Below are 25790 nucleotides of genomic sequence, written 5' to 3' on the forward strand. Positions count from 1 at the left end.
GCACCCCGCCCGCCCCGGTCAGGGTCCGTTGTACCCGCTTCGGCGTCGCGCCCGCCCGGACGAAACGCTCGGGATCGTAGAAGAGCGCCGCCGCCTCCCGGCCGCGCAGGCAAATGGTCTGTTCCAGCCGCAGCCGGGCCTGGAAGATGTCCGTGTCGTACCGGTCGCAGCGGTCGCCGATGAACCGGTAGCCCTCCCGCAGCAGGGCCAGGGTGCTGTCCGGGCTGCGGTCGGCCGGGATGCTGGCCATCGGACCTCCTGAGGCGCCGCCGGCCGTCCTCGACCGGTCTGCTCCCCGCCCGGCGGCACCGCGCGGTGGGCTGCGTCTACCCGCGTGGCGGCGGTGCAATCCCGTGGACTCCGTTGAACCCTGCCGGGCGGCCCCGCCTCCAGCCTTCCGGGCCCGGCCCGTCCAGCCTCTCGGGCCCGTCGCACCTCTCCGGCGTGGCCCCCGTAGAAACCTCGCCGCCGGCGCCGGCAGCACGGCCCGCGTGGCGATCGCCGGCTGGCCCCTCCCAGGGCGGCGGGAACCTGGTTGGCTGGAGCGCACGGGCCGGCGGCCGGTCGGTCCGGGGTGCCCGGCCGCCGGTGGCCGGGCGTCCGGGCAGTCACGACGGGGAGGACACATGCGGGAGAACGGTTCGCGGTACTGGCGACAGCGGCGGACGGTCGACGTGCTGGGCGCTGGCCCGGCCGACGTCGGTGGGTCGGGTCATCCGCTGCTCGCCCGGCCCCGTCGGGAGCAGCGGCCGGCGCGCTGGTTCACCGTGCATCTCGGCTTCGCCGCCGCCGGGCCCGAGCTGGCCCGCGAGCTGGCCGTGGCGTACGCCGAAGGGCTGAGCGTGCTCCGTCCCGAGCTGGCCCTCGGGGCCGCCGCGCTCTCCCCGGCCGACGCCTGGTACCGGGCCGAGCGGCTGTTCTGCGGGGCAGTCGGCCCAGACGGCGAGCGCTGCGCCGACGTGGCCGGTCACCCCGGCTTCCATCACGCCCCGGGGCCGGGCGGTCTTGGCTGGGGCGACGGCGACTGACGGGTGGGGTGGGCCGTGATCGTCTGCTGGTCGCGGAGACACGCGTCGGCGTGTCGTCTCCGGCAACAGCAGAAGGTCACGGCCCGGCGACCTTCGGTTCAGTCCAGGTCGAACTCGCCGTCCTGTGCCCCGGCGACGAACGCGTCCCACTCGGCCTGGGTGAAGACGAGCACCGGGCCGTCCGGTTCGGCGGAGTTGCGCATGCCGATCAGGTCGTCGACGAAGGCCACCTCGACCGCGCCGTCCGAGGTGTCGCCCTCGGCCCGCTGCCAGACCGCCCGGGACAGGTCGAAGTCGCCCTTGGGGTGCTGACCCATTGTTGCTTCCTCCATTGCAGAGCGTCATGGGAAACGAATGTGGTTCCCCATCGGGCAGGATAAGCGGATGCCGAGCCTGAACCGTGTAGAGGCGACCGCGCGTGGCGCGTTGATTACCGTCGAGTCCTACCACCTGGACCTCGACCTGACCGCAGGCGACGAGCGGTTCCGCTCGCACGCCACGATCCGCTTCCGGGCGACCGCCGGGGCGGAAACCTTCGTCGAGGTGCTGCCCGCGAAGCTGCTGGGGGCGCGACTGAACGGCCGGCCCCTCGACCCGGCCACGCTCGTCGACAACCGGCTGCCGCTGCCCGGCCTCGCGGAGGCCAACACGCTCGTCGTCGAGGCCGAGATGGCGTACTCGAACACCGGTGAGGGTCTGCACCGGTTCGTCGACCCCGCCGACGGCGAGACGTACCTCTACGCCATGTCGTTCCTGGACAATGCCCAGCGTATGTTCGCTGCCTTCGACCAGCCCGACCTGAAGGCCCCGGTCACGCTCGCCGTCACCGCCCCGCCGGAGTGGACGGTCGCCGCCAACGGCGCGTTGGCGGCCATGCCCCGGCCGGGGCGCTGGGAGTTCGCCCCGACGGCCCCACTGGCCACGTACTTCGTCACGCTCGTCGCCGGGCCGTGGCACGTGCGCCGCGCCGAGCACGACGGCATCCCGCTGGCCGTCTGGTGCCGGCGTTCCCTCGCCGCCCATCTGGACGCCGACGTCGAGGAGATCCTCACCGTCACCCGGCAGTGCCTGGACCGGTTCCACGAGCTGTTCGCCGAGCGGTACCCGTTCGGCAAGTACGACCAGGCGTTCGTGCCGGAGTTCAACGCGGGCGCGATGGAGAACCCGGGTCTGGTCACCTTCCGCGACGACCTCGTGTTCCGCTCGGCCGTCACCGACACCCAGCGCGAGCAGCGGGCCACCACCATCGCCCACGAGATGGCTCACATGTGGTTCGGCGACCTGGTCACCATGCGCTGGTGGGACGACCTGTGGCTGAACGAGTCGTTCGCCGAGTACCTGGGCACCCGGGTCACCGCCGAGGCGACCCGGTTCGACCGGGCGTGGACGACGTTCGCCCTGCGCCGCAAGGGCTGGGGGTACGCGGCCGACCAGCGCCCCTCCACCCACCCCGTCGCGCCCGAAAAGGTCGCCGACGCGGCCCTGGCGCTGCTCAACTTCGACGGCATCTCGTACGCCAAGGGCGCCAGCGCCCTGCGCCAGCTCGTCGCCTGGCTCGGCGACGACGCGTTCCTGGCCGGGCTGAACGCCCACTTCGCGGCGCACCGGTTCGGCAACGCCACCCTCGCCGACCTGCTCGGCGCCCTCTCCGCCGCCGCCGGGCGGGACCTGTCCGGCTGGGCCGAGCGCTGGCTGCGCCGGGCCCAGGTGAACACCCTGCGGGTCGACGTGACGCTCGACGCCGACGGCCGGTACGCGGAGGCGGCGATCGTGCAGACCGCCCCGCTCAGCCACCCGGTGCTGCGCCCGCACCGCGTCGGCGTCGCCCGGTACGCCGCCGACGGCGCCGTCACCAGCGACGAGGTCGACCTCGACCCGGACACCGATGGCGGGCGGACGGTCCTCGCCGGGCTGCGCGGGCAGCCGGCTGCCCGGCTGCTGCTGCCCAACGCCGGTGACCTCACCTTCGCCAAGATCCGCCTCGACCCCGCCTCCGCCGACGCGGTGCCGCTGGTGCTGCCGACCCTGACCGACCCCCTGGCCCGGGCCCTGCTCTGGGGCGAGGCGCTGGACGCCGCCACCGACGGCGAGCGGCCCGTCGCCGCCCTGGTGGAGCTGATCGCCGCCGCGCTCCCCGGCGAGACCGAGGTGATCATCGTCGAGGACGTGCTGCGTACGGTCCGGCCGCTGGTCAACCGGTACCTCGATCCCCTCGACCGGGACGCGGCGCTGCTCCGGCTCGCCGGGGCCTGCCAGCGGATGCTCGCCACCGCCGAGCCGGGCAGCTCGCGACAGCTCGCCGCCGCCCGGGCCCTGATCGGCGCCACCACCGACGCCGACCTGCTCGCCGGCTGGCTGGCCGGCGAGGGCGTCCCGGCCGGGCTGGCCGTGGACGCCGAGCTGCGCTGGTCGTTGCTCGGCCGGCTGGTGGTGCTCGGCGGGGCCGGGGAGGCCGAGATCGCCGCGGAGGCGGCGGCCGACCCGAGCGCCACCGGTGCCGAGCGGGCCGCCGGGTGCCGGGCCGCGCTGCCCGACCCGGCCGCCAAGGCGGCGGCGTGGCAGATCGTGGTGTGCAACACCGAGTTGTCCAACCGGCTGGTCGAGGCCGCCGCGTACGGGTTCTGGCAGCCCGAGCAGGCCGAGCTGACCCGGCCGTACGTCGAGCGGTACTTCGCCGACATGCCGGCGGCGGCGCGGAGACGTACCCCGTGGGTCGCGGACCAGGTCGCGGCCGACGCCTACCCCCGCTATGCCGTGGCACAGCCCACCCGGGACCTGGCCGCGGCGTTGCTGGCCCGCGACGACGTCACGCCCGGCCTACGCCGCGTGGTCACCGACGCCGACGACGACCTGCGCCGCGCCTTGGTGGCCCGCACGGCCGTGGCCGCCGCTTCGGCCTGATCCGTACCGTCGGCTGTGGCCGCCGCTTCGGCCTGATCCGCACCCGTCGCGGTCCTCCCCGGCCCGGTCGCACCCGCGACCCGGGCCGGGGAAGCCGTCGCCCGCGACCGGCATACGATCTCTGGGTGCGGGAAGACATCCGTCGGGTCGGGATCATGGGCGGCACGTTCGATCCGATCCACCACGGTCACCTGGTCGCGGCCAGCGAGGTGGCCGACCGGTTCGGCCTGGACGAGGTCGTGTTCGTGCCGACCGGGCAGCCGTGGCAGAAGGCGGACCAGCCGGTCACCCCGGCCGAGGACCGCTATCTGATGACGGTCATCGCCACCGCGTCCAACCCCCGGTTCCAGGTCAGCCGGGTGGACATCGACCGGGGCGGGCCGACGTACACCGTCGACACGCTGCGCGACCTGCACGCCGAGTACGGGCCGAAGGTGCAGCTCTACTTCATCACCGGTGCGGACGCGCTGGAGCGAATCCTGTCCTGGAAGGATCTCGACGAGATCTTCGCGCTGGCCCACTTCATCGGCGTCACCCGCCCCGGGTTCGAGCTGACCGACAAGCACGTGCCCGCCGACACGGTCAGCCTGGTGCAGGTGCCTGCGATGGCCATCTCGTCGACGGACTGCCGCGCCCGGGTGGCCCGGGGCGAACCGGTCTGGTACCTGGTGCCCGACGGTGTGGTGCAGTACATCGCGAAACGGCGGCTCTATCAGCAGTGATTCCGCCGGATACGCGGTTGTTCGTCCCGGAAACCAGCCAGAACCGACAGGTCGTCACGACGCCGGGTGTGAGACGCTTGGAGCGTCGCACGGTTGATCGAAGGAGAACGGTGACAGTTTCCGAACGCGCTCACGAGCTGGCGATGGCCGCCGCCCAGGCCGCGGCCGACAAGAAGGCGCAGGACATCGTCATCATCGACGTGGGTGAGCAACTCGCCATCACCGACGCGTTCCTGATCGCCGCCGCCCCCAACGAGCGTCAGGTGCTGGCCATCGTCGACGCCATCGAGGAGCGGCTGCTGGAGCTGCCGGAGAAGGCCAAGCCGATCCGGCGCGAGGGCGAGCGGGGCGGGCGCTGGGTGCTGCTCGACTACGTCGACATGGTGGTCCACGTCCAGCACACCGAGGAGCGCGAGTTCTACGCCCTCGACCGGCTCTGGAAGGACTGCCCGCAGATCCCGTTCGTCGACCGGGACCTGGTCGAGGCCGACGCCTCCGCCGCCGGCACCGCACCGGCCGAATGACCCGACTGATCGTCTGGCGGCACGGCAACACCGACTGGAACGCCGCGAGCCGGGTTCAGGGCCAGACCGACGTACCGCTCAACAACCTCGGCCGCGAGCAGGCCGTCGCCGCCGCGCCGCTGCTCGCGGCGTTACGCCCCGACGCGATCGTGGCCAGCGACCTGCGCCGCGCTGCGGACACCGCCGCCGCCCTGGCCGCGCTCACCGGCCTGCCGGTGCGCGCCGACGCCCGGCTGCGCGAGCGGCACTTCGGGCGGTGGCAGGGGCTCGCGCTCACCGAGGTGGCCCAGCGCTACCCCGACGAGTACGCCCGCTGGCGGGCCGGCGACCCCGACCCTGGCGCGGAAATCGAGAGCCTCGACGACCTCGGCAAGCGGGTCGGCACCGCCCTGCAGGACGCGGCCGACGCCGCGCCCGGCGGGACGATCGTGGTCGCCACCCACGGCGCCGGGGCCCGGCAGGGCTGCGGGTACCTGCTCGGCTGGGACCACGCGGTGCTGCGGACGATCGGCTCCCTGCGCAACTGCCACTGGACAGAGCTGCGCGACAACGACGTGCGGGGCTGGCACCTGCGGGCGCACAACGTCGGCGTGCTCACCGCCTCGGCGGCGACCGAGGCGGTCTGAGCCGGCGGCGTCCCGCGCTGTCGGGCCAGGTGGCCCCGGCGGTCTGAGCCGGGATCGGCTACCGTGCCGGCATGCCCGTCGCGGTCGTCACCGACTCCACCGCCTACCTCCCGTCCGAACTGGTGCGCCAGCGCCGGCTCACCGTCGTCCCGCTGGCCGTGGTGCTCAACGGCGCGGAAGGGCTGGAGGGCGTCGAGACCTTCCCCGACGACGCCACCCGGGCACTCGGCGGCCGGCGGGTCTCGGTCAGCACCTCTCGGCCGTCGCCGGAGCAGTTCGCGCGGACGTACCGTGGACTGCTCGACGCCGGCGCGGACGGCGTGGTCTCGGTACACCTGTCGGCCGAGCTGTCCGGCACGGTCGAGGCCGCCCGGCTCGCCGCCGCCGAGACCGGCGGCGACCGGGTCGCGGTGGTCGACAGCCGCTCCACCGGCATGGGCCTCGGCTTCCCGGCGCTCGCCGCCGCCGGGGCCGCCGCCGGGGGTGCCGACCTGTCGGGGGTACGCCGCGCGGCGGCAGACGCGATCGACCGCACCACGATCTACTTCTACGTCGACACGCTGGAGTTCCTACGCCGGGGCGGCCGGATCAACGCGGCCGAGGCGCTGCTCGGCACCGCCCTGTCGGTGAAGCCGATCATGCACATGCCGGACGGGGCGATCGTGCTCAGGGACAAGGTGCGCACCGCCAGCCGGGGCGTGGCCCGTCTGATCGACCTCGCGGTCGAGGCAGCCGGGGACGCCGACGTCGACCTCGCCGTGCACCACCTCGCCGCCCCGCAGCGCGCCGCGCAGCTCCTCGCGGCGCTCACCGGGCGACTCGGCGACCGGGTCCGCTCGTCGTACGTCACGGAGGCCGGCGCGGTGGTCGCCGCGCACGCCGGCCCGGGTCTGGCCTGCGTCGTCGTGCACCGCCACCCCGGCTCGGCCGACGCGCGCCCGGCTTCGGTCGACGCGGCTTCCGGCCCGGCCTCCGGTGGGGCCGGAGCAGGGTCCGCCCCGACCGACGCATGCTTCGGTGCGGCCCCGGCTGGCGCGCCGAAGGCCCACTGATCGGGCGGACACCGCCTCTGGCGGGCCGGGCTCCGTCACCCACGGCCAGAGGGGTCCCGACGGCTCCGCCGTGACCAGCGGTTGTCCGACAACGCAATGCCCCTGCCCCTGGAAGGCCCGGACCTGGTGATCCGAGCCTTGCCCCGTGCGGGCTCAGGCAGCCGGGCTTCGTCGGGACGTTTTGATCCCTCGCCATAGCACGCCGTGTGCATGATCAGGCGGTTGTCCACAGCGGCTCCCGTTGTCCACAGGCGGCGGTCGGCGGGTCCCGCGAGGCCCGCGTCCGCGCCTAGCCTCACGCCGTGTCAGAGGACGAGGAGACGGTCGTACGGCGGCGGCTGCGGTGGTTGGCGGACGGCCCGACGCCGGCTGAGACCCCGCGACGCCCGGCCGAGCCGGTCGCGCCACCGGCGGCCGAGCGGCCCGAGGTGGCCGGATCACCGCCGGGGCCGGTGGTCGGTCGGGCCGCCGTGGTGCCGCCAGAGGACCGGTGGCCACCGGTCGGCCGGCCGGCGGTCGAGCGGCCGGTGCCCTGGCCGGGGGAGCGGCACCCCGGTTCGGGGCGACGGATCGTCCGCGCGCCGTCCCCCGTCCCGGGTCTGCGCCCGGCCGATGGCCCGGGGCATGCCAATCTGCTCGCGCGTGGCGCGGCGCCTTCTGCCCTGCTTGTGGGCGACGATCCGGCGCGTATCGGCGAGCCGACGTCCGGCCCCGACGGCGAGGCGGAGTCCGGGTCGTGGTCGTCGCGGCTGCCGGGCCCGGGCGCGTTCGATCCCGGCCGGCGGGGCGTGCGGGCACTCGCGGCGGTCGCCGTGGCGGTGGTGCTCGGCGCCGGCTTCTGGGCGTGGCGCTCCCGGCCGCAGGCCGAACCGGTCCGGGCCGAGGCATCCGCCGCCGGCCTCGACGCGGCACCGGGGGCGGGAGCGCCGGCCGCCGCCGTGACGCCGGGTGGCGAGCTGGTGGTGGCGGTCGCCGGCAAGGTACGCCGCCCCGGGCTGGTCCGGGTGCCGGCCGGTGCCCGCGTCGGCGACGCGGTGCAGGCGGCCGGCGGCGCGCTGCCCGGCGTGGACGTGGCGCTGCTCAACCCGGCCCGCAAGGTCACCGACGGCGAGCTGATCCTGGTCGGCGTCACTGCCCCGCCGGGCCAGCCCGATGCCGCCCCCGGGCAGCCCGCCGGGGCGGGTCCGCCGGCTTCCGCCGGGCTGATCAATCTGAACACGGCCACCCTCGCCCAGCTCGACACGCTGCCCGGGGTGGGACCGGTGCTGGCCCAGCGCATCCTCGACCACCGCGCCCGCGCCGGCGGGTTCCGCTCGGTGGGCGACCTGCGCCAGGTGGAGGGCATCGGCGACTCCCGCTACGAGCAGCTCAAGGAACTGGTGACGGTGTGAGCGGGAGCCCGAGGCCGCCCGACGCCGGTGCGCCGGCCGGGTGGAGCGGTGCGATTGTCGCCTCGACCAGTGCGCTGGCCGGGCCGAGCGCCCCGACCGACATGCCCGCCGACCGGCCCGCCGGCGGCGTGGACGGGCCCGACCTGCGGCTGGCCGGGCTGGCCGTGGCAGCCTGGGTGTCCGCGCTGGCGAGCCTGGACCTGGGCGCCGGGTCGGCGGCGCTGCTCGCCGCCGGGGCGGCCGGACTGGCCGCGCTCGTCGCGGCGCACCGGCTCGGCCGGTTGGGGCGCCCGGCGGGCCCCGTCCGGCGGCACGGATGGCTCGTCGTGGCCGTGCTGCTCGGCGTGGTGTGCGGGGCGGCGGCGACGGCCGCCCGGCTCGGCGTCCGGGACGCCTCCGCCGTCCGTGCCCTCGTCGACAGCCGGGCCACGGTCAGCGCCGAGGTGGTCGTGCGGGACGATCCGCGACCCGTCCGGGGCGGGGCGGGTCGGCCCGCGACCCTGCTGGTCCGAGCCGAGTTGGTCGCCCTGACCGGCCCCGACGGCACTCGCGTCGCCGTGCCGCTGCGGGTGCTGCTGCTCGCCACCGATCCGGCGTGGCGGGCGTTGCTGCCCGGGCAGCGGCTCACCGCAGACGGGCGGCTCGGCGCGCCGCGTGGCGGCGACCTGACCGCCGCGGTGCTCACGGTGCGCGGCCCGCCGGCACCGCACGGGCCGCCCCCGTGGTCGCAGCGGGCCGCCGGCACCCTCCGGGCGGGCCTGCAACGCGCCTGCGAGCCGCTCCCCGACGAGCAGGGCGGGCTGCTGCCCGGCCTCGTGGTCGGCGACACCAGCCGGCTGCTGCCCACAGTGGAGGAGGACTTCCGGACGACCGGAATGACCCACCTCAACGCCGTGTCGGGTTCCAACGTGGCGATCGTCGTCGGTGCGGTGCTGCTGCTGGCCCGCTGGGCCAGGGCCGGCCCCCGGCTGGCCGCCGGGCTCTGCGTACTGGCCCTGGTCGGGTTCGTCATCCTGGTCCGCCCCTCGCCGAGCGTGGTGCGCGCCGCCACCATGGGCGCGATCGGCCTCGCGGCGCTGGCCGCCGGCCGGCCCCGGGCGGCCCTGCCGGCGCTGGCCGCGGCGTTGGCCGCGCTGGTGCTGTTCGACCCGGACCTTGCCGGCGACCCCGGGTTCGCCCTGTCTGTGCTGGCCACGGCCGGCCTGCTGCTGCTCGCTCCCGGGTGGCGCGACGGGCTGCGCCGGCGGGGTGTGCCGCCCGGGTTCGCGGAGGCGCTGGCGGTCCCGGCCGCCGCGCAGCTCGCCTGCGGCCCGGTGGTCGCCGGGATCTCCGGCACGGTGAGCCTGGTGGCGGTCCCGGCGAACCTGTTGGCCGTCCCGGCGATCGCTCCCGCCACGGTGCTCGGTGTGGTGGCTGCCGTGCTCTCCCCGGTCTGGCCCGGGGGAGCGGAGTTCGCGGCCTGGCTGGCGAGCTGGCCGGCCTGGTGGCTGGTCACGGTCGCCCGGTACGGTGCCCGGCTGCCCGCCGGCACGCTGTCCTGGCCGGACGGGACGCCCGGCGCGCTGCTGCTGGCCGGGCTGACCGTGGCGCTGCTGATCGCCGGCCGCCGGCCGGTGGTGCGCCGGCTGGTGGTGGTGGTCGCCGTCGCGGTGGTCGCCGGCACCCTTCCGGTTCGTCTCGTCGCCGGCGGCTGGCCGCCTGACCGCTGGGTGGCGGTGGCGTGCGCGGTGGGCCAGGGTGACGCGCTGGTGCTGCCGGTTGCCGCCGGCCGGGCGGTGGTGGTCGACGCCGGCCCGGACCCGGCGGCGGTGGACGGCTGCCTGCGGCGGCTCGGCGTACGGGAGGTGCCGCTGCTGCTGTTCAGCCACTTCCACATCGACCACACCGGCGGGATAGCCGGGGTGTTCCGGGGGCGCCGGGTGGCGGCGGTGCGCACCCCGCAGTGGCCCGAGCCCGCCGCCGGGCGGGACCTGGTGCGGGCCGCCGCCACGGCGGGCGGGGCGGCGATGGCTCCGGCCACGGCCGGGTGGGCGTACCGGGTTGGCGGGGTGGAGTTGGTGGTGCTCGGGCCGCCGTACCCGCTGCGGGGCACCCGGTCCGACCCGAACAACAACTCGCTGGTGCTGCGCGCCACGGTGGCCGGGGTGCGGATCATCCTCGCCGGGGACGCCGAGACGGAGGAGCAGCGGGCGCTGCTCGACGGACTGCCGCCCGGCGATGTACGCGCCGACGTGTTGAAGGTCGCCCACCACGGGTCCGCCTACCAGGAGCCGGCGTTCCTGGACGCCGTACGGCCGAGTGTCGCGCTGGTGCCGGTCGGAATCGGCAACTCGTACGGGCACCCGAACGCGGCCGTGCTCGCCCGGCTGGCACGGGGCGGGGCCCGGGTGCTGCGCACCGACACCGACGGGGACGTGGCGGTGGTGCGCGGCGGCGCGGGGATGGCCGTGGTGGTAAGGGGCGTGCCGCCCGGGCGACGCCCGGGATGACCGGCGGAGATTCGTGGCATTGGTGGTCAAGGGAGTTGAATGTCTAGATTTGCGTTGAGTGCGGGCTATGCCGACGCAGGGCTCGACGAGCAGGCACGCGCGGCGGAGCGGACGTGCGAACATGGGCGACGTGACCGTGGCCGACCTCGCTCCCATTCTGCTGGTCCTCGGCGACGAGGAACTGCTCGCCACGCGCGCGGTGACCGAAGCGGTGGCCCGGGTCCGCGCCGTCGACCCCGGGGTGGACGTCCGGGAGTACCAGGCCGGCGCGCTGACCGTCGGCGAGATCGCCGAGATGCTCAGCCCGTCGCTGTTCGGCGGCCGACGGGTGCTGGTCCTGCGCGCGGGCCAGGACGCCCGCAAGGACCTGGTCGCGGCCCTGCTGGCGTACGCGAAGAACCCCGACCCCGAGGTCCACCTCGTGGTGCTGCACCTCGGGGCGGCCAAGGGCAAGGCTTTCGCGGACGGGCTGCGGGCCGCCGGCGCGACCGTGGTGCCGGCGGCGAAGCTCAAGGGGCACCGCGAGCGGGTGGCCTTCGTCCGCGACGAGGTCCGCCGGGTCGGCGGCAAATGCACCGACGACGCGGCGGAGGCGCTCATCGCAGCGGTCGGCACCGACCTGCGCGAGCTGGCCGCCGCCTGCTCGCAACTGGTCGCCGACACGGACGGTCGGATCGACGCCGACACCGTGGCCCGCTACTACAAGGGGCGGGTGGAGGTGAGCGGCTTCACCGTCGCGGACGCCACCATGGTCGGTGACGTCCCAGCGGCGCTGGAGGCGTTGCGCTGGGCGCTGCACGTCGGCGTCGACCCGGTACCGATCGCCGACGCGCTGGCTGACGGGGTCCGCACCGTTGCCCGGGTCGCGGCGGCGGGGCGGGGCGACCCGTACCAGCTCGCCAGCACCCTCGGCATGCCGGCCTGGAAGATCAAGAGCGCCCAGCAGCGGGCCCGGGGCTGGACGCCGGAGGGGCTGGTGCGGGCGATGAGGGCAGCCGCCGAGTGCAACGCTGCGGTCAAGGGAGGCTCGGACGACCGGGCGTACGCCCTGGAACGGGCGGTGTTCTCGGTCGCGGCGGCCCGGCACGGCGGCACCCGGTGAACCGCCCGGCCCGGGCGTCGTGGGCGACGGTGCCCACCGAGGAGAAGCGGTACCGCCCCCTCTACGCCCGGGCCCTCGGTCTGCGGTTCGTCAACCCCGGCGGGGTGCTCTGCTTCCTCTTCTTCGAGGGGGCCGTCTCGCTGGCCGCTCTGCTCGCCCTGGCCGAGCTGGTGACCTGGTGGGCGGTGCTCGTCCTGCCCGCCGCCGTGGCCGTGATGGTGAAGCTCAACGACATGGTGGCCGAGCTGGTGGTCCGGACGGCTGCGTTGGTGCCCGAGCAGGAGCGGGACCGGTTCCGCCGGCAGCTGGAGCCCGTCGTCGGCCGTGCCACGGTGCGCAGTGCCGACGGTGCCCAGCACGGTGCCGACGCCCGGGTGCGTAGTGGCGGCACCCAGGTGCGCGATGCCGGTGGCCACGTGGGCGCGACCGGTGCCCGGGGCCGGGTGGCCATCAGCGGCGTACGCGCCGTCGGCCCGCCAGGGAGGCCGGGCGTGGTCCCGGGCGTCCTCGTCGACTCCGACCCGACGGCCCGTGTCGAGGAGTCCCACCCCGGCCGGTGACCGGCCCCCGTCCGTGCCGACCGACCCGCGCCGACCCGGCGGGCCCCGCTCGTGTCCGGGCGATCCCCGTCGGCATGGCGATCCCACCGGCACGGCGATCCCCACCCGTGCCGGGCGATCCTCGACGCGCCGGATGGGCGCCCGCCCGACGCAACGATCGACTCCATGCCGTCGACGTGGGGGTATCCCCCAGGGGAGGAAGGCCCCGTGTCGGCGACGTGTCGCCGGCGCGGACACGCAGAAAACCGGAAGCCCCGGGAGTCCCGGGGCTTCCGGTCAGGTCTGGGCTCGCCGCGTCAGGCGGAGAGCGAAACCACGCGCTTGGCGATTGCCGACTTGCGGTTGGCCGCCTGGTTGGAGTGGATCACGCCCTTGCTGACTGCCTTGTCCAGCTTGCGCGAGGCGTCCCGCATGAGCGCGGTGGCCTTCTCGGCGTCACCGGCCTCAACAGCCTCGTTGAACTTCCGGACGGCGGTCTTCAGCGACGACTTGACCGACTTGTTACGCAGCCGGCGCTTCTCGTTCTGCCGGTTGCGCTTGATCTGGGACTTGATGTTCGCCACGCGACAGCCTCGTCTTGATAGCTCGGGTTGGTCTGCTTGTGCGCGCGACGAGCATGCGTCATCGCTGCGCGAAGAGCTAGGCTACCAGGTCTGCCGGGACGAGCCAAAACGGCTCTGTCGTCCGCCGGCCGCAGGGCCCCTGAGCCCCTGCCCCCACCGCTCCTGCCGGTGGCCCGACGGTCGTCCCCGCCCGGTCGCCAGGCGCGTCCCCACCCCGTCCGTGCCCGCGTACCGCGCCGCGTCGGGCGGCTCTGTCAGACTCCCAAGCCATGAGGACCGACGACTTCTGGCAGTTGATCGACCAGGCCCGGGTCGGTGGGGGCGGCGCGGTCGGCGCGGTCGCCGCCCGGGCGGTCGCGCTGCTCGCCGAGCGCGACGCCGCCGACATCGTCGGGTACGCACGGCACCATCGTCGGGTGATGGCGGCGTCCTACCGCGCCGATCTCTGGGGTGCCGCCTACCTGATCAACGGTGGCGCGTCCGACGACGGGTTCGAGTACTTCCGGGGCTGGCTGATCACGCAGGGGCGACAGGTCTTCGCCCGTGCCGTGGCCGACCCGGACTCGCTGGCCGAGCTGCCGAAGATCCGCCAGGCGGCGCTCACCGGCGAGGAGTTCGAGGCCGAGGCGATGCTGACGGTCGCGGAGGAGGCGTACCGGAAGGCGACCGCGAGCGAGCTGCCGCCGGTGGAGCGGATCCCCTATCCGGAGCTGGGCGAGTTCTGGGACTTCGACGACGAGGACGAGGCCCGTCGCCAGCTTCCGAGGCTCGCCGCGCTGTTCGTCGAGGCCCCGCCGGAGTGACCGGCGGGACCGGCCCCGCCGGAGTGCCATGGGCGGGCCGTCGCGGGGGCTCCCGGGCAGCGGACGTCGGGGGAGTGGGACGCCGGGAGGAGTGATCCGACCGCGCCCGGGGCGACGTGGGAGCATAGAGGGGGCCGGCGTCCGCGCCGGCCCGCTCACGTCAGCCGACCAGAACGGACCGCTGTGCCACCGACGCTCGATTCCGGCGCGAACGCTCCTGGTGCCACCGACCCGGCGCGCATCCGGAACTTCTGCATCATCGCCCACATCGACCACGGGAAGTCGACCCTGGCCGACCGGATGTTGCAGCTCACCGGCGTGGTCGACCCACGGCAGATGCGCGCGCAGTACCTCGACCGGATGGACATCGAGCGTGAGCGCGGCATTACCATCAAGAGCCAGGCCGTGCGGATGCCGTGGACGATCCGGGAGGGCGACCGGGTTGGCGAGCAGGCCGTCCTCAACATGATCGACACCCCGGGCCACGTCGACTTCACCTACGAGGTGTCCCGGTCCCTGGCCGCCTGCGAGGGCGCGCTGCTGCTGGTCGACGCCGCCCAGGGCATCGAGGCACAGACTCTGGCGAACCTCTACCTGGCGCTCGAGAACGACCTGAAGATCATCCCGGTGCTCAACAAGATCGACCTGCCGGCCGCCCAGCCCGAGAAGTACGCCGAGGAACTGGCCCACCTGATCGGCGGCGACCCGGCGGACTGCATCAGAGTCTCCGGCAAGACCGGCGACGGCGTGCCGTACCTGCTCGACGAGATCGTCCGGCAGTTCGTCCCGCCGGTCGGCGATGCCGCCGCGCCCGCCCGCGCGATGATCTTCGACTCGGTGTACGACGTCTACCGGGGCGTGGTCACCTACGTCCGGGTGATCGACGGCCGGATCAGCGCCCGGGACCGGATCAAGATGATGTCGACGGGGGCCGTCCACGAGCTGCTGGAGATCGGTGTCATCTCGCCGGAGATGGTGAAGGCCGACGCGCTCGGCGTCGGCGAGGTGGGTTACCTGATCACCGGCGTGAAGGACGTCCGCCAGTCCCGGGTCGGTGACACCGTCACCATCAACACCAGGCCTGCGACGAAGGCCCTGGGCGGGTACAAGGACCCGAAGCCGATGGTCTACTCCGGCCTCTACCCGATCGACGGGTCCGACTACCCCAACCTGCGCGAGGCGTTGGACAAGCTCAAGCTCAACGACGCGGCGTTGGACTACGAGCCGGAAACCTCGGGCGCGCTCGGCTTCGGGTTCCGCTGCGGCTTCCTCGGCCTGTTGCACCTGGAGATCATCCGGGAGCGGCTGGAACGGGAGTACAACCTCGACCTGATCTCCACCGCCCCGAACGTGGTCTACCGGGCCCTGACCGAGGACGGCCAGGAGCTGGTGGTGACCAACCCGAGCGAGTACCCGACCGGCAGGATCGCCGAGGTGTACGAGCCGGTGGTGCGGGCCACCGTGCTCACCCCGAACGACTACGTCGGCGCCGTCATGGAGCTGTGCCAGGGCCGCCGGGGCAGCCTGCTCGGCATGGACTACCTCTCCGCCGACCGGGTCGAGCTGCGCTACACCCTGCCCCTGGCCGAGATCATCTTCGACTTCTTCGACCAGCTCAAGAGCCGCACCAAGGGGTACGCCTCCCTGGACTACGAGCCCTCCGGCGAGCAGGCGTCCGATCTGGTGAAGGTGGACATCCTGCTGCACGGCGAGCCGGTGGACGCGTTCAGCGCCATCGTGCACAAGGACAAGGCGTACAACTACGGCGTCACCATCGCCGCGAAGCTGCGCAATTTGATCCCGCGCCAGCAGTTCGAGGTGCCGATCCAGGCGGCCATCGGCAGCCGGGTGATCGCCCGGGAGACCATCCGGGCGATCCGCAAGGACGTGCTCGCCAAGTGCTACGGCGGTGACATCAGCCGTAAGCGCAAGCTGCTGGAGAAGCAGAAGGAGGGCAAGAAGCGGATGAAGATGGTGGGCCGGGTCGAGGTCCCGCAGGAGGCGTTCATCGCGGCCCTCTCGTCCGACTCCGGCGACGGCAAGGCTGCCGGCAAGAAGTGAGCCGGGCCGGCTCGGCACGCGACGCGATCGTGCCGAGCCGGCTTGCGCCGGCCAGCGCGCCGAGCGGGCGTACCGGAGGAACTTCCTCGCCGCGCGGCGCGGCCGACGCGGGCCGGAAGCTTCCCACCTGGGGTTCCGGCCTTGGCCGGTCCGCCAGCGGCGGGCACGACATCGAGGTATGTCAGGCGACGGCGCTTGGCTCGGGTTTGGATTTTCGGGCCCTCGGGAACTTAGCGGTCACGACAGCAACAACCTACCGTTGTGACACTTCTTGAGGAGGGCGACCATGGAGCTCACCGTCTGGGGCATCATCACCGCCATCGTTGTTGGTCTCATCGTGGGCGCGCTGGGCCGCCTGGTCGTCCCGGGCCGGCAGAACATGCCGATCTGGCTGCACATGCTGATCGGCATCGGTGCCGCCCTGCTCGGCACCGTGCTCGCCCGGGCCGTGGGCATCGCCACCGAGACCGCCGGGGTCGACTGGGGCGAGCTGCTGGTCCAGGTCGTGGTCGCCGCTATCGCCGTGGCCCTGGTAGCCGGTGTGGGCCGTCGCCGCAGCGTCACCCACCGGTAACCGACACATCGCTGCCTCGAACGGGCGCCCGACCATTCCGGTCGGGTGCCCGTTTCCGTGTGCGGCTGCGACGGGTTTGGATTTCCGGCGGCCCGGGAACCTGGTGGTTGCGACACCGGGCAAGACTTGTGGAGCTTTCTGAGGAGAACGACCATGACTGTTACCGGAATCATCACCGCGCTCATCGTCGGTCTGATCGTGGGCGCGCTGGGCCGCCTGGTCGTCCCGGGCCGGCAGAACATGCCGATCTGGCTGCACATGCTCGTCGGCGTGGGTGCCGCCCTGCTCGGCACCGTGCTGGCCCAGGCGATCGGCGTCTCCACCGACACCCGCGGTGTCGACTGGGGCGAGCTGCTGGTCCAGGTCGTGGTCGCCGCTATCGCGGTCGCGGTCGTGGCCGGCCTGGGCGGTCGCCGCAGCGTCACCCACCGGTAAGCACGCCACGGCGTACGAACGGGCGTCCGACCTCCGCGGTCGGGCGCCCGTTCGTATACGTACGTCCGCTTTTACCCCTTGTTGAACTGCCCTCGGGGCCCTCGCCTGCGGTACGGTCGCCTCGCCTCGCCCGCCCCTGTCGTAAAGGAATTTTTCCTACTAAGGTGCGGCAGGGAAGATTAGTGCCAGGACGGCGCGAGGGAGATGTGGCGTGAACAGGTGGAAACGGCTGGCCCCGGTCACCGCCGTGGTGGCGTCGGCCGCGATGGTGCTCGCCGGATGCGGCGGCTCGGGCGACGACGAGGGCGCCGACAACCGCAAGCTGACAATCTGGATGATGGGCGAGGGCAGCGAGGCGCAGACGACGTTTCTCGACGGCGTCGAGGCCGAGTTCAACAAGAAGCACCCTGACACCGACGTCGTCGTCCAGTACATCCCCTGGCTGGAGGCGCCCAGGAAGTTCCAGGCGGCGCTCGCCGGCGGCGAGGGCCCCGACGTGACCGAGCTCGGCAACACCGAGACCCAGGGCTGGGCCGACCAGGAGGCGCTCGCCGACGTCACCGCCAAGTTCGCCGCCTGGCCCGAGGGCAAGGACATCCTGCCCGACCTCGTCCGCAACGCCCAGCTCGGCGGCAAGCAGTACGGCGTGCCGTGGTACGCCGGCGTCCGCGCGCTGTACTACCGCACCGACTGGTTCGCCGAGGCCGGCGTCAAGCCGCCGACGAACTGGGACGAGCTGGTCGCCGCCGCCAAGGCCGTACAGGCCAAGAAGCCGGGCACCTACGGCATCGCCCTGCCGGGCAACTCGGAGCTGCCGTTCTACTCCTTCCTCTGGGCAGCGGGCGGCGAGATCGCCGTCCAGGAGGGTGACACCTGGAAGTCCGGCTACACCACCCCGCAGGCCCAGCAGGCGGTCAAGTTCTGGACCGATCTGGTCACCGTGCACAAGGTCGCCCCGCCGGCCGCCGCCGGCTGGAACGAGATCGACGCCCGGACCCAGTTCGCCACCGGCAAGGCGGCGATGGCCTTCGCCGGAAGCTGGCAGGCCGGCGCCATCAAGAAGGACAACCCCGAGATCGAGAAGGTCTGGGGCACCTTCCCCATCCCCGGCCCGGACGGCAGGCCGGCCCCGGCCTTCGCCGGTGGCTCGGACATCGCCCTGTGGCAGGACAGCAAGAAGCAGGACCTCGCCTGGGACTACCTGACCGTGCTGCTGAGCAAGCAGAAGGACAAGGAGTTCGCCAGCAGCCTCGGCTTCTTCCCGGTCTACTCCGACCTCGTCGGTGGCGGCGAGTACGCCAACGACAAGATCATGGCGGCGTTCGCCACCTCGTTGCAGAACACGAAGCTGACCCCGCTCACCCCGAAGTGGGTCGAGGTCAGCCGTACCAAGACGGTGACCCAGGCTATGAACAGCTCGGTCATCAAGGGTCAGAAGACGGTCGAGAAGGCCACCGCCGACGCGGCGGCCGAGATGGAAAGCATCCTCAACGCGAAGTGACCTCGCTGACCCAGGCACCGGAGACGCCTGCCGCGCGACAGACCCCCGCGCGGCGCCGTCGCCGGGTCGACCGCCTGCCCTACCTGCTGCTCCTGCCCTGTCTGGCGATCATCGGCGGGCTGCTGCTGTGGCCGCTCGGCCAGGTCGTGGCGATGTCCTTCTTCCGGCTCGACAACGTCCGGCAGTTGCGCGGCGACCGGGAATGGCCGTGGGTCGGGCTCGGCAACTACGCCGAGATCCTCGGCGACCCGTTCTTCCTCACGGTGCTGCGCAACACGGTGCTCTTCGCCGTGGCCAACGTCGTCCTCACGATGATCCTCGGCACGCTGGTCGGGCTGCTGCTCAACCGGCTCGGCAGGCGGATGGCCACCTTCGTGGCGAGCTGCGTGATGCTGGCCTGGGCCACCCCGGCGCTGACCGGCACCATCGTGTGGAAGTGGCTGTTCGACGACACCTCGGGGCTGGTCACCTGGCTGTTCGACGCCCTGCCCGACGGGCTGTCGAACGCGCTGTTCGGCCGCGCCGACTGGACCGGGTACGGCTGGTTCAACTCGCCACTGATGTTCTTTGCCATCCTCACCCTCGTGGTGGTCTGGCACTCGTTCCCATTCATCGCGGTGAGCGTGCTGGCGGGGCTGAGGAGCGTGCCGAGCGAACTGCACGAGGCCGCCCGGGTCGACGGGGCCGGCCCGTGGAAGGTCTTCTGGAAGATCACCTTCCCGCTGCTGCGTCCGGTCTTCGGCATCCTGGTGGTGCTTTCCACCATCTGGGACTCCAAGGTGTTCACCCAACAGTTCGTGCTGGCCGGCGGCACCCAGGACCGGCCGACGTTCATGCTTTCGATCTACTCGTACGCCGAGGCGTTCTCCCCGCCGCCCAAGTACGGCCTGGGAGCGGCGATCGCCGTCATCCTCACGCTGATCCTGCTGGTGGTGACCGGCCTCTACGTGCGGATGGTGCTCAAGCAGGAGGAGGGGCCGTGAAGCGCGGCGTGGTCGTGAAGCGCGGCGTCATGGCGAAGCGGGTCGCCCTCAACGGCGCGGGTCTGCTGGTGGCGCTCTTCGCGGCGTTCCCCGTCTACTGGATGATCGCGACGTCGCTCAAGCCGAACCGGGAGATCTTCTCGGCCACCCCCCGGCCGGTGCCGACCGCGCCGACGCTGGAGCACTACCGGGAGATCCTCACCGGAAACCTCATCCCCGGCGTGACGTTTCTGGACTTCTTCCTCAACTCCGTGCTCGTGGCCGTGTCGACCGTGGTGCTCAGCGGCCTGGTCGCGCTGCTCGCGGCGACCGCGGTGGCCCGGTTCCGGTTCCGGCTGCGGACCAGCTTCCTGATCATGCTGCTGGTGGTGCAGATGATCCCGCTGGAGGCGCTGGTCATCCCGCTGTTCCTGATGATCCAGCGGCTGGGCCTCTACAACACCCTGCCCAGCCTGATCCTCACGTACCTCGGCTTCTCGCTGCCGTTCGCGGTCTGGATGCTGCGCGGCTTCGTGGCCGCCGTGCCGAAGGAGCTGGAGGAGGCCGCGGCGATCGACGGCGCGAGCCGGGCGCAGACCTTCCGTCGCATCCTGTTCCCGCTGGTCGCGCCGGGCCTGGTGGCCACCAGCATCTTCTCCTTCATCACCGCCTGGAACGAGCTGATCTTCGCGTTGACCTTCGTCAACGACCAGGACCGGTACACCCTCCCGGTGGCGATGACGTTCTTCTTCGGCCGCGACGACACCGCCTGGGGGCCGGTGATGGCGGCCTCGACGCTGTTCACCCTGCCGGTGATCGTCTTCTTCCTGCTGGTGCAGCGCCGGATGGTCTCGGGGTTGGTGGCCGGCGCCGTCAAGGGCTGAGGTGCAAGGAGGGGCCCCTTGTCACCGCCTGGCGTCGAGAAGGGGCCCCTTCTCACGCGCCCCGTCGGGCGGGCCGGCCGCGTCGGGCGGGCTTTGTTGGGCGGGCCGGCCGCGTCGGGCGGGCGTCGTCGGGCCGCCACGTCGCCGTAGGCTGACGCAATGACGGGCAGGCTGGTGACGGTGAACCTCGGCATGGCGACCGAGGCGGAGTGGGCGGGCGACGCGAGCGGCCGTAGCGGGATCGACAAGCGACCGGTGGACGGGCCGGTGCTGCTGCGCGCCGACGGGGTGGCCGGGGACTTCATCGGCGAGCGGGCCCACCACGGCGGGCCCGACCAGACGGTGTACACGTACGCCGAGGAGGACGCGGCCTGGTGGGCGGCCGAGCTGGGTCGCGACATCCGGCCGGGGGCCTTCGGCGAGAACCTGACCACGTACGCGGTGGACGTGACCGGGGCGGTCGTCGGCGAGCGGTGGCAGATCGGGTCGGCCCTGCTGGAGGTGACCAAGCCGCGCACGCCGTGCACCACGTTCGCCGGGTTCTGGGGCGTACCGGACCTGATCAAGCGGTTCACGGCGCGAGCCGCTCCCGGGGCGTACCTGCGGGTGCTGCGGGAGGGCGAGGTCGGCGCGGGCGACCCGGTGGAGGTGGTGGAGCGGCCGGCGCACGGGGTGACCATCGGCGAGATGTTCCGGGCGAGCACCCTTGAGCCGGAGCTGCTGCCCCGACTCCTCGACGTTCCGGGCCTGCCGGAGCCGCTCCGGCGAAAGGTCGAGCGCCGGCTCGCCGGCCGGAACGGCTGACGCCCCGGCACCGGGGCTGCCGCGCTCAGCCGTCCGCCGGGCTGCCGCGGCCAGGCGTTGAGAAGGGCCCCCTACTATGCAGAATGCGTTAACAAGGGGCCCTTCCTTACACCGTCAGCGGAGCCAGGGGATGCTGCGATCGAGCAGGCCGCGCTCCTTGAGCTCCTTGCGTAGCGGGATCTCGTCGTCGACGTACCCGTTCCAGTTGATGCCCCAGTAGTTGGCGGTGTGGGTACCCTCGCCGCAGAGCTGACGCTGCACCGGGGTGCGGTTGGCCCACCACTCGCCGTCGGTGTCGACGTGCAGCTCGTCCAGCGGGCGGATCCACCGGTACGTGTACCCGACGAAGAGCATCTTGCGGGTGATGTTCGACAGGTTCGTCGACCGGGAGTGCCACTGGCGGCGGTCGAAGATGAACGCGTCGCCCGGGTTTGCGGTGATCTCCACCGTGCCCTCCGGGTCCGGGTTGTGCACCGTCAGGTCCGCCGGGCGGGGCAGCGAGTTCCACAGGTGGCTGCCCGGGATCACCTTGGTGGCGCCGCGGCCGGTCTCCGACAGGTCGGAGAGCACGTATGCCACCTTCAGCGAGAACATCGGCCGAGGCAGGTTCGGGTCCATCGTCTCCGGGTCGGAGTTCTGCCGGTACCCGTCCTGGTGCCACCCCCAGTACGGCTTCTCCGGCTCCGCCGCCGGCGGGGTGACGTCGAGGTGGTTGTGGTGGGTGTAGATGTTCCAACCGGCCAGCCCCCACATGTACGGGAAGGCGATCGGGTGGGTCAGCAGCTGGCCGAAGAGCTCGTCGCGCTCCAGGAAACCCAGCAGGTGCAGGGTGCCGTCCTTGGTGGTGTTGCCCTTGGCCTTCTCCTCCGCGTACACGCGGTCGACGGCCTCCTCCAGGGCGGCCCGGTGGTCCTCCGTCAGCACGTTCCGCAGCAGGAGGAAGCCCTGCTCGTGGAACTCCTTGCGGTCGGTGTCGCTGATCGGTTCGTAGCCGGTCCGGCCGTCGTAATCGAACACCGCGTCGTACCCCTCCCCATGAGGTGAAACCTTCTCTGGCACAGGACGCCGATGCTACTGCGCCCGCCCAGGCGGGTGAGGAGCGCGCCCGACGCTGCGGTCAGGCGGCCGGACCATCGGCAGTCGATTGGACGCGGAGAGTGAGATCAGGCCCTCGATCTGCGGCTTTCGCCGGATATGGAGGATTGTGCGGTAACCGTCGGTATGGGAAGTCGAGGCTGTTCAGGCGTCGGCGAAGACCTCCGCGAGGACCTGCTCGTCGGTCGCCGGGGCGTTGGTCACCCGGCTCCACGTGCCGCCCTTCGCGGTCCATTCCAGGCCCGCGAAACGCACCCGCTTCACGCCGTGGTCGGAGGCGTGCGAGACCAGCCAGTGCGCGTACCGCCAGCCGTTGCGCCGGTCTTCGGCCGGCACCGCGACCCCGGTCGACTCGGCCGGGGACGCCGCCTCGGGCAGCCCCCAGTCCAGGCTGAGGCCCCGGGTGAGCGCGGCGGCGGCGGCAGCGCCGCGCATCACCGGCGTCGAGCCGACCGTGCAGGCCACCGCGCCGGTGGCCTCGCCGAGCAGCGCCCGGGTCAACACCTGCGACTCGTCGGCCCACTTCTGGTACGCCTCGGGAAAGGCCGAGCGCTGCACCTTCTGCGCCGCGTCGGTGACCCGCATCTTCTCCCAGCCGCGCACCCGCTTGAGCGCGGCGTAGAACTTCCTGGTCGCGTAGCGGGGGTCGGAGATTTGCGCCTCGGTGCCCCACCCCTGGCTCGGCCGCTGCTGGAACAGGCCCAGCGAGTCCCGGTCGCCGCCGGAGAGGTTACGCAGCCCGGACTCCTGGTACGCCGTGGCGAGGGCCACCACCACGGCCCGCTCGGGCATCTTCCGCTGGGCGCCGATCGCCGCGATCGTGGCGGCGTTGGCCATCTGGTCGGCGTCCAGGCGCACCTGACCGTCGGCCTGCACGGTGCAGGTGCGGCTCGCCAGCGGCAGGCGCAGCTGCCCGCCGACCTGCCGGACGACGAGCCAGATCCCCAGCACGGCGACCACGGCGACGACCACACCGACCGCGACGACTGCCCGATTCCGCACCCGCACCCCCTGCTCGACGGCGTCCGCCAAGAGTACGTCCCCGCCGCCGCCGTCCGGCCCGTCCGACCGATTCGTTCCGTTCCGTGGCAAGTCGACCGCGATTCGTGTTCACCCGGTGGGTCGACCGCGTCGGGCGCCGCCGGCTCCGGCTTCCCCGGTGCCCCGGCCGGAAACCGGTCAGTCGGTCGGCACCCAGCTCGCCTCGCGCTTCTCCCGGAACGCCAGCACGCCCTCGCGCCCCTCGTCGGACAGGAAGTACCCGGTCGACAGGGCGGCCAGCTCGGCGATGTCGGCCCGTAGGTCGGCCGCAGGTGGGCGGCGCAGCAGTCCCTTCGCCCCGGCCAGCGCGTGCGGTGCCCCCCGCACCAGCGAGGCGCAGGCCCGCCGCACCGCCGGGTCCAGCCCGTCCGCCGGCACGGCAGCGGTGACCAGGCCGATCTCGGCGGCCCGCCGCCCGTCGAAGGTGTCGCCGGTGAGGTACAGCTCGGCGGCGGCCCGGGGTGCCAGCCGGGGCAGCACGGTCGCCGAGATCACCGCCGGGATCACCCCGATCCGCACCTCGGTGAACGCGAACGTCGCCTCCTGCGCGCAGATCGCCAGGTCTGCCGCCGCGATCAGGCCCAGACCGCCGGCCCGCGCCGGCCCGGCGACCCGGGCCACCACCGGCTTCGGGCACTCCCAGACCGCCGCGAGCACGTCACCGAGCATCCCGGCCGGCACCGTCCCGCTGGCGTACGCGGCGGCGGTCTCCTTCAGGTCCGCGCCGGAGCAGAAGACCGGGCCGGCGTGGTCGAGCACCACCACCCGGACCGCCTCGTCGGCCACCGCGGCGGCCAGCCCGGCCAGCAGCTCGGTCATCAGCGGCGTGGAGAGCGCGTTGCGGTTGCGCGGGCTGTCCAGGGTGAGGGTGGTCACCCCGCGGGTTGTGGCGACCCGCACGAGCGCGGCGGTGGAGGTCATGCGGGCACACTAGTGGCCATGCCCGGCGTCCTTCCAGAAGGCGAGCCCGTCCCGGCCGACGGCTCGCTGCCCGCCACCGCCACCCGCGCCGTCGGCGCGCGCAACTTCGGCGTGTACGTGCACGTGCCGTTCTGCGCCAGCCGCTGCGGCTACTGCGACTTCAACACGTACACCGCCGACGAGCTGGGCGGCGGCGCGAGCCGCGAGGCGTACGCCGACCAGGTTCTCGCCGAGCTGGCGCTGGCCGGTCGAGTGCTCGGCGACGCCCCGCCGCCGAGGGTCGACACCGTCTTCGTCGGCGGCGGCACCCCCACCCTGCTGCCCGCCGACGACCTGGCCCGCATCCTCGACGGTATCGACCGAACCTGGGGGCTGGCCGCCGACGCCGAGGTGACCACCGAGGCCAACCCCGAGTCGGTGACGCCGGAGTCGCTGAAGACCCTGCGCGCCGCCGGGTACACCCGGATCTCGCTGGGCATGCAGTCGGCCGCGCCGGGGGTGCTGGCGATCCTCGACCGCCGGCACCGGGCCGGCCGGGCCACCGAGGCCGCGCGTGAGGCCCGCGACGCCGGGTTCGACCACGTCAACCTCGACCTGATCTACGGCACTCCGGGGGAGAACGCCGAGGACTTCGCCGCCTCCCTGGCGCAGGTGGTGGCCGCCGGGGTGGACCACGTCAGCGCGTACGCCCTGATCGTGGAGGACGGCACCCGGCTGGCCGCGCGGATGCGGCGCGGCGAGCTGCCGTACCCCTCCGACGACGTGGCGGCGGACCGCTACCTGGCCGCGGAGGCCGCCCTCGGCGAGGCCGGCTTCTCCTGGTACGAGGTGTCCAACTGGGCCCGCACGCCGGGCGGGCAGTGCCGGCACAACCTGCTGTACTGGACGGGCGGCCACTGGTGGGGCCTCGGCCCGGGGGCGCACAGCCACGTCGGCGGGGTCCGCTGGTGGAACGTGAAACACCCGGGCGCGTATGCGGAGCGCCTCGCGGCGGCGCAGTCGCCCGGCCTGGCCAGGGAGGTGCTCACCCCCGGCGAGGCGCACACGGAGGACGTCATGCTGCGGTTGCGGCTCGCCTCCGGGCTGCCGCTCGACGTGCTGGACGACGCGGGTCGGGCCGGCGCGGACCGGGCCCTGGCCGACGGGCTGCTCGACCCGGCCGGGTACGCAACCGGCCGGGCGGTGCTCACCCTGCGCGGCCGGCTGCTGGCCGACGCCGTCGTGCGGGACCTGCTGCCCTGATCCTGGCGGTGCGCTGCCGGCGGCCGGCTGCCCCGGCGTGCGCTGCCGGCGGCCGGCTGCCCCGGCCGGGCCCCGCGGTCGGGGCCCGGTCGGGCGGCTACTTCACGAACGCGTACGTCATCGGGTAGCGGTAGAGCGTGCCCTCGTTGGCCTTCACGCCGCCGATGATGCCGAAGATGATCGGGACCAGGGCGACCAGCAGCGGGACGAAGAAGAGCAGCCCGCAGGTGACCACGGCGAGCACGAAGCTGATCACGAGGGCGATCGCCCAGGTGAGCTGGAAGTTCAGCGACGCAGCCGCGTGCGCGCGCACGGTCGGCGACTGCTGGCCCTTGACCGAGAGCGCGATCAGTGGGGCCACCCAGCCGAGCAGGCTGCCGCCGACCACCACGCCGAGCGGGCCGCCGAAGTGCGCGATCAGCGCCCAGGTCTTGTCGTCGTTGGTGGCGTACCCGCCACCGGGTGCCCCGTACGCGCCGCCGGCCGGGTAGCCACCCCCGGGCGGGGGG

The 25790-nt window shown here is 73.3% G+C and carries 25 protein-coding genes and 1 pseudogene; 19 read left to right on the forward strand and 7 right to left on the reverse strand.

The features are described from left to right. Positions 1-250: pseudogene (locus tag E1258_RS11390) on the reverse strand (cytochrome P450); the annotation flags it as partial. Between the two features lie 376 nt (positions 251-626). Between E1258_RS11390 and E1258_RS11395 the strand changes: the two are divergent. Next, positions 627-1028 carry a hypothetical protein gene (locus E1258_RS11395; protein ID WP_132399400.1) on the forward strand — a complete coding sequence of 134 codons (402 nt, stop codon included), beginning with the start codon at positions 627-629 and terminating at the stop codon, positions 1026-1028. Between the two features lie 98 nt (positions 1029-1126). On the opposite strand, the gene E1258_RS11400 is transcribed toward E1258_RS11395, so the two are convergent. Continuing rightward, complete coding sequence (locus E1258_RS11400) at positions 1127-1345, reverse strand: DUF397 domain-containing protein (RefSeq protein WP_036372843.1); 219 nt, start codon at positions 1343-1345, stop codon at positions 1127-1129. 67 nt (positions 1346-1412) lie between these two features. On the opposite strand from E1258_RS11400, the gene pepN reads away from it, so the two are divergent. The 9 genes from pepN (at position 1413) to E1258_RS34620 (ending at position 12395) form a co-directional block, all read left to right on the forward strand. Then, on the forward strand, positions 1413-3929 hold the full coding sequence (gene pepN, locus E1258_RS11405) for an aminopeptidase N (protein ID WP_132399402.1): 2517 nt from the start codon (positions 1413-1415) through the stop codon (positions 3927-3929). A 125-nt stretch (positions 3930-4054) separates the two neighbouring features. Next, positions 4055-4651 carry a nicotinate-nucleotide adenylyltransferase gene (gene nadD, locus E1258_RS11410; protein ID WP_043966745.1) on the forward strand — a complete coding sequence of 199 codons (597 nt, stop codon included), beginning with the start codon at positions 4055-4057 and terminating at the stop codon, positions 4649-4651. Positions 4652-4761: 110 nt separating this feature from the next. Next, positions 4762-5175, forward strand: coding sequence for a ribosome silencing factor (rsfS, locus tag E1258_RS11415; RefSeq protein WP_132399404.1), 414 nt, complete (start codon positions 4762-4764; stop codon positions 5173-5175). Next, positions 5172-5801: a histidine phosphatase family protein gene (locus E1258_RS11420; RefSeq protein WP_132399406.1), complete on the forward strand. Its 630-nt coding sequence runs from the start codon at positions 5172-5174 to the stop codon at positions 5799-5801. The genes rsfS and E1258_RS11420 overlap by 4 nt, the downstream gene beginning before the upstream one ends. A 71-nt stretch (positions 5802-5872) precedes the next feature. Continuing rightward, positions 5873-6853 carry a DegV family protein gene (locus E1258_RS11425; RefSeq protein WP_132399408.1) on the forward strand — a complete coding sequence of 327 codons (981 nt, stop codon included), beginning with the start codon at positions 5873-5875 and terminating at the stop codon, positions 6851-6853. Positions 6854-7422: 569 nt separating this feature from the next. After that, on the forward strand, positions 7423-8244 hold the full coding sequence (locus E1258_RS11430) for a helix-hairpin-helix domain-containing protein (protein ID WP_371688603.1): 822 nt from the start codon (positions 7423-7425) through the stop codon (positions 8242-8244). A gap of 101 nt (positions 8245-8345) precedes the next feature. Then, a complete protein-coding gene (locus E1258_RS11435) occupies positions 8346-10733 on the forward strand; it encodes a ComEC/Rec2 family competence protein (RefSeq protein WP_132399428.1) in 2388 nt (795 codons plus the stop codon). Between the two features lie 121 nt (positions 10734-10854). Further along, positions 10855-11835, forward strand: coding sequence for a DNA polymerase III subunit delta (gene holA, locus E1258_RS11440; RefSeq protein ID WP_007072495.1), 981 nt, complete (start codon positions 10855-10857; stop codon positions 11833-11835). After that, entirely contained in the window at positions 11832-12395 is a 564-nt protein-coding gene (locus tag E1258_RS34620; RefSeq protein ID WP_243715354.1) for a hypothetical protein, read from the forward strand. Before holA ends, E1258_RS34620 begins: the two co-directional genes overlap by 4 nt. Before the next feature lie 296 nt (positions 12396-12691). Here E1258_RS34620 and rpsT read toward each other — a convergent pair whose 3' ends face one another. Beyond that, positions 12692-12958, reverse strand: a complete 267-nt coding sequence (gene rpsT, locus E1258_RS11450) for a 30S ribosomal protein S20 (RefSeq protein ID WP_007072493.1) — start codon at positions 12956-12958, stop codon at positions 12692-12694. Positions 12959-13227: 269 nt separating this feature from the next. Between rpsT and E1258_RS11455 the strand changes: the two genes are divergently transcribed. The 8 genes from E1258_RS11455 (at position 13228) to E1258_RS11490 (ending at position 20982) form a co-directional block, all read left to right on the forward strand. Further along, positions 13228-13761, forward strand: coding sequence for a DUF4240 domain-containing protein (locus E1258_RS11455; RefSeq protein ID WP_132399410.1), 534 nt, complete (start codon positions 13228-13230; stop codon positions 13759-13761). A gap of 183 nt (positions 13762-13944) precedes the next feature. Beyond that, entirely contained in the window at positions 13945-15822 is a 1878-nt protein-coding gene (gene lepA / locus E1258_RS11460; protein ID WP_132399412.1) for a translation elongation factor 4, read from the forward strand. 286 nt (positions 15823-16108) lie between these two features. Continuing rightward, positions 16109-16396: a GlsB/YeaQ/YmgE family stress response membrane protein gene (locus E1258_RS11465; RefSeq protein ID WP_132399414.1), complete on the forward strand. Its 288-nt coding sequence runs from the start codon at positions 16109-16111 to the stop codon at positions 16394-16396. 153 nt (positions 16397-16549) lie between these two features. Beyond that, complete coding sequence (locus tag E1258_RS11470; RefSeq protein ID WP_007072489.1) at positions 16550-16831, forward strand: GlsB/YeaQ/YmgE family stress response membrane protein; 282 nt, start codon at positions 16550-16552, stop codon at positions 16829-16831. 211 nt (positions 16832-17042) lie between these two features. Beyond that, positions 17043-18332: a sugar ABC transporter substrate-binding protein gene (locus tag E1258_RS11475; RefSeq protein ID WP_132399416.1), complete on the forward strand. Its 1290-nt coding sequence runs from the start codon at positions 17043-17045 to the stop codon at positions 18330-18332. Then, positions 18329-19315 carry a carbohydrate ABC transporter permease gene (locus E1258_RS11480; RefSeq protein WP_132399418.1) on the forward strand — a complete coding sequence of 329 codons (987 nt, stop codon included), beginning with the start codon at positions 18329-18331 and terminating at the stop codon, positions 19313-19315. The genes E1258_RS11475 and E1258_RS11480 overlap by 4 nt, the downstream gene beginning before the upstream one ends. Before the next feature lie 29 nt (positions 19316-19344). Beyond that, positions 19345-20178 (forward strand): carbohydrate ABC transporter permease, encoded by an 834-nt coding sequence (locus E1258_RS11485; RefSeq protein ID WP_132399430.1) that lies wholly within the window; start codon positions 19345-19347, stop codon positions 20176-20178. A gap of 159 nt (positions 20179-20337) precedes the next feature. Continuing rightward, the gene (locus E1258_RS11490) at positions 20338-20982 is read left to right on the forward strand and encodes an MOSC domain-containing protein (protein WP_132399420.1); all 645 of its coding nucleotides are present in this window, start codon (positions 20338-20340) and stop codon (positions 20980-20982) included. 114 nt (positions 20983-21096) lie between these two features. On the opposite strand, the gene E1258_RS11495 is transcribed toward E1258_RS11490, so the two are convergent. From E1258_RS11495 to E1258_RS11505, 3 genes are all read right to left on the reverse strand, one after another. Next, a complete protein-coding gene (locus E1258_RS11495) occupies positions 21097-22041 on the reverse strand; it encodes a phytanoyl-CoA dioxygenase family protein (RefSeq protein WP_007072484.1) in 945 nt (314 codons plus the stop codon). 180 nt (positions 22042-22221) lie between these two features. Beyond that, positions 22222-23085 (reverse strand): hypothetical protein, encoded by an 864-nt coding sequence (locus E1258_RS11500; RefSeq protein ID WP_132399432.1) that lies wholly within the window; start codon positions 23083-23085, stop codon positions 22222-22224. Positions 23086-23256: 171 nt separating this feature from the next. Further along, the gene (locus tag E1258_RS11505; protein ID WP_132399422.1) at positions 23257-24039 is read right to left on the reverse strand and encodes an enoyl-CoA hydratase-related protein; all 783 of its coding nucleotides are present in this window, start codon (positions 24037-24039) and stop codon (positions 23257-23259) included. A gap of 18 nt (positions 24040-24057) precedes the next feature. Here E1258_RS11505 and hemW point away from each other — a divergent pair, with 18 nt between their 5' ends. Beyond that, positions 24058-25281, forward strand: coding sequence for a radical SAM family heme chaperone HemW (gene hemW / locus E1258_RS11510; protein WP_132399424.1), 1224 nt, complete (start codon positions 24058-24060; stop codon positions 25279-25281). A 97-nt stretch (positions 25282-25378) separates the two neighbouring features. Here the strand turns inward: hemW and E1258_RS11515 are convergent. Then, on the reverse strand, positions 25379-25790 hold a 412-nt coding region (locus E1258_RS11515), incomplete at its 5' end, for a DUF4870 domain-containing protein (RefSeq protein ID WP_243715355.1).

The sequence above is a fragment of the Micromonospora sp. KC207 genome (genome assembly GCF_004348615.1).
Taxonomy (GTDB): Bacteria; Actinomycetota; Actinomycetes; order Mycobacteriales; family Micromonosporaceae; genus Micromonospora.

Coding starts and splice junctions, on each gene's coding strand:
- holA (WP_007072495.1), top strand. CDS start 10,855: ATGGGCGACGTGACCGTGGCCGACCTCGCTCCCATTCTGCTGGTCCTC.
- hemW (WP_132399424.1), top strand. CDS start 24,058: ATGCCCGGCGTCCTTCCAGAAGGCGAGCCCGTCCCGGCCGACGGCTCG.
- E1258_RS11485 (WP_132399430.1), top strand. CDS start 19,345: ATGGCGAAGCGGGTCGCCCTCAACGGCGCGGGTCTGCTGGTGGCGCTC.
- pepN (WP_132399402.1), top strand. CDS start 1,413: ATGCCGAGCCTGAACCGTGTAGAGGCGACCGCGCGTGGCGCGTTGATT.
- E1258_RS11505 (WP_132399422.1), bottom strand. CDS start 24,039: ATGACCTCCACCGCCGCGCTCGTGCGGGTCGCCACAACCCGCGGGGTG.
- E1258_RS11395 (WP_132399400.1), top strand. CDS start 627: ATGCGGGAGAACGGTTCGCGGTACTGGCGACAGCGGCGGACGGTCGAC.
- E1258_RS11490 (WP_132399420.1), top strand. CDS start 20,338: ATGACGGGCAGGCTGGTGACGGTGAACCTCGGCATGGCGACCGAGGCG.
- E1258_RS11400 (WP_036372843.1), bottom strand. CDS start 1,345: ATGGGTCAGCACCCCAAGGGCGACTTCGACCTGTCCCGGGCGGTCTGG.
- E1258_RS11455 (WP_132399410.1), top strand. CDS start 13,228: ATGAGGACCGACGACTTCTGGCAGTTGATCGACCAGGCCCGGGTCGGT.
- E1258_RS11465 (WP_132399414.1), top strand. CDS start 16,109: ATGGAGCTCACCGTCTGGGGCATCATCACCGCCATCGTTGTTGGTCTC.
- E1258_RS11435 (WP_132399428.1), top strand. CDS start 8,346: ATGCCCGCCGACCGGCCCGCCGGCGGCGTGGACGGGCCCGACCTGCGG.
- E1258_RS11425 (WP_132399408.1), top strand. CDS start 5,873: ATGCCCGTCGCGGTCGTCACCGACTCCACCGCCTACCTCCCGTCCGAA.
- E1258_RS11420 (WP_132399406.1), top strand. CDS start 5,172: ATGACCCGACTGATCGTCTGGCGGCACGGCAACACCGACTGGAACGCC.
- E1258_RS11470 (WP_007072489.1), top strand. CDS start 16,550: ATGACTGTTACCGGAATCATCACCGCGCTCATCGTCGGTCTGATCGTG.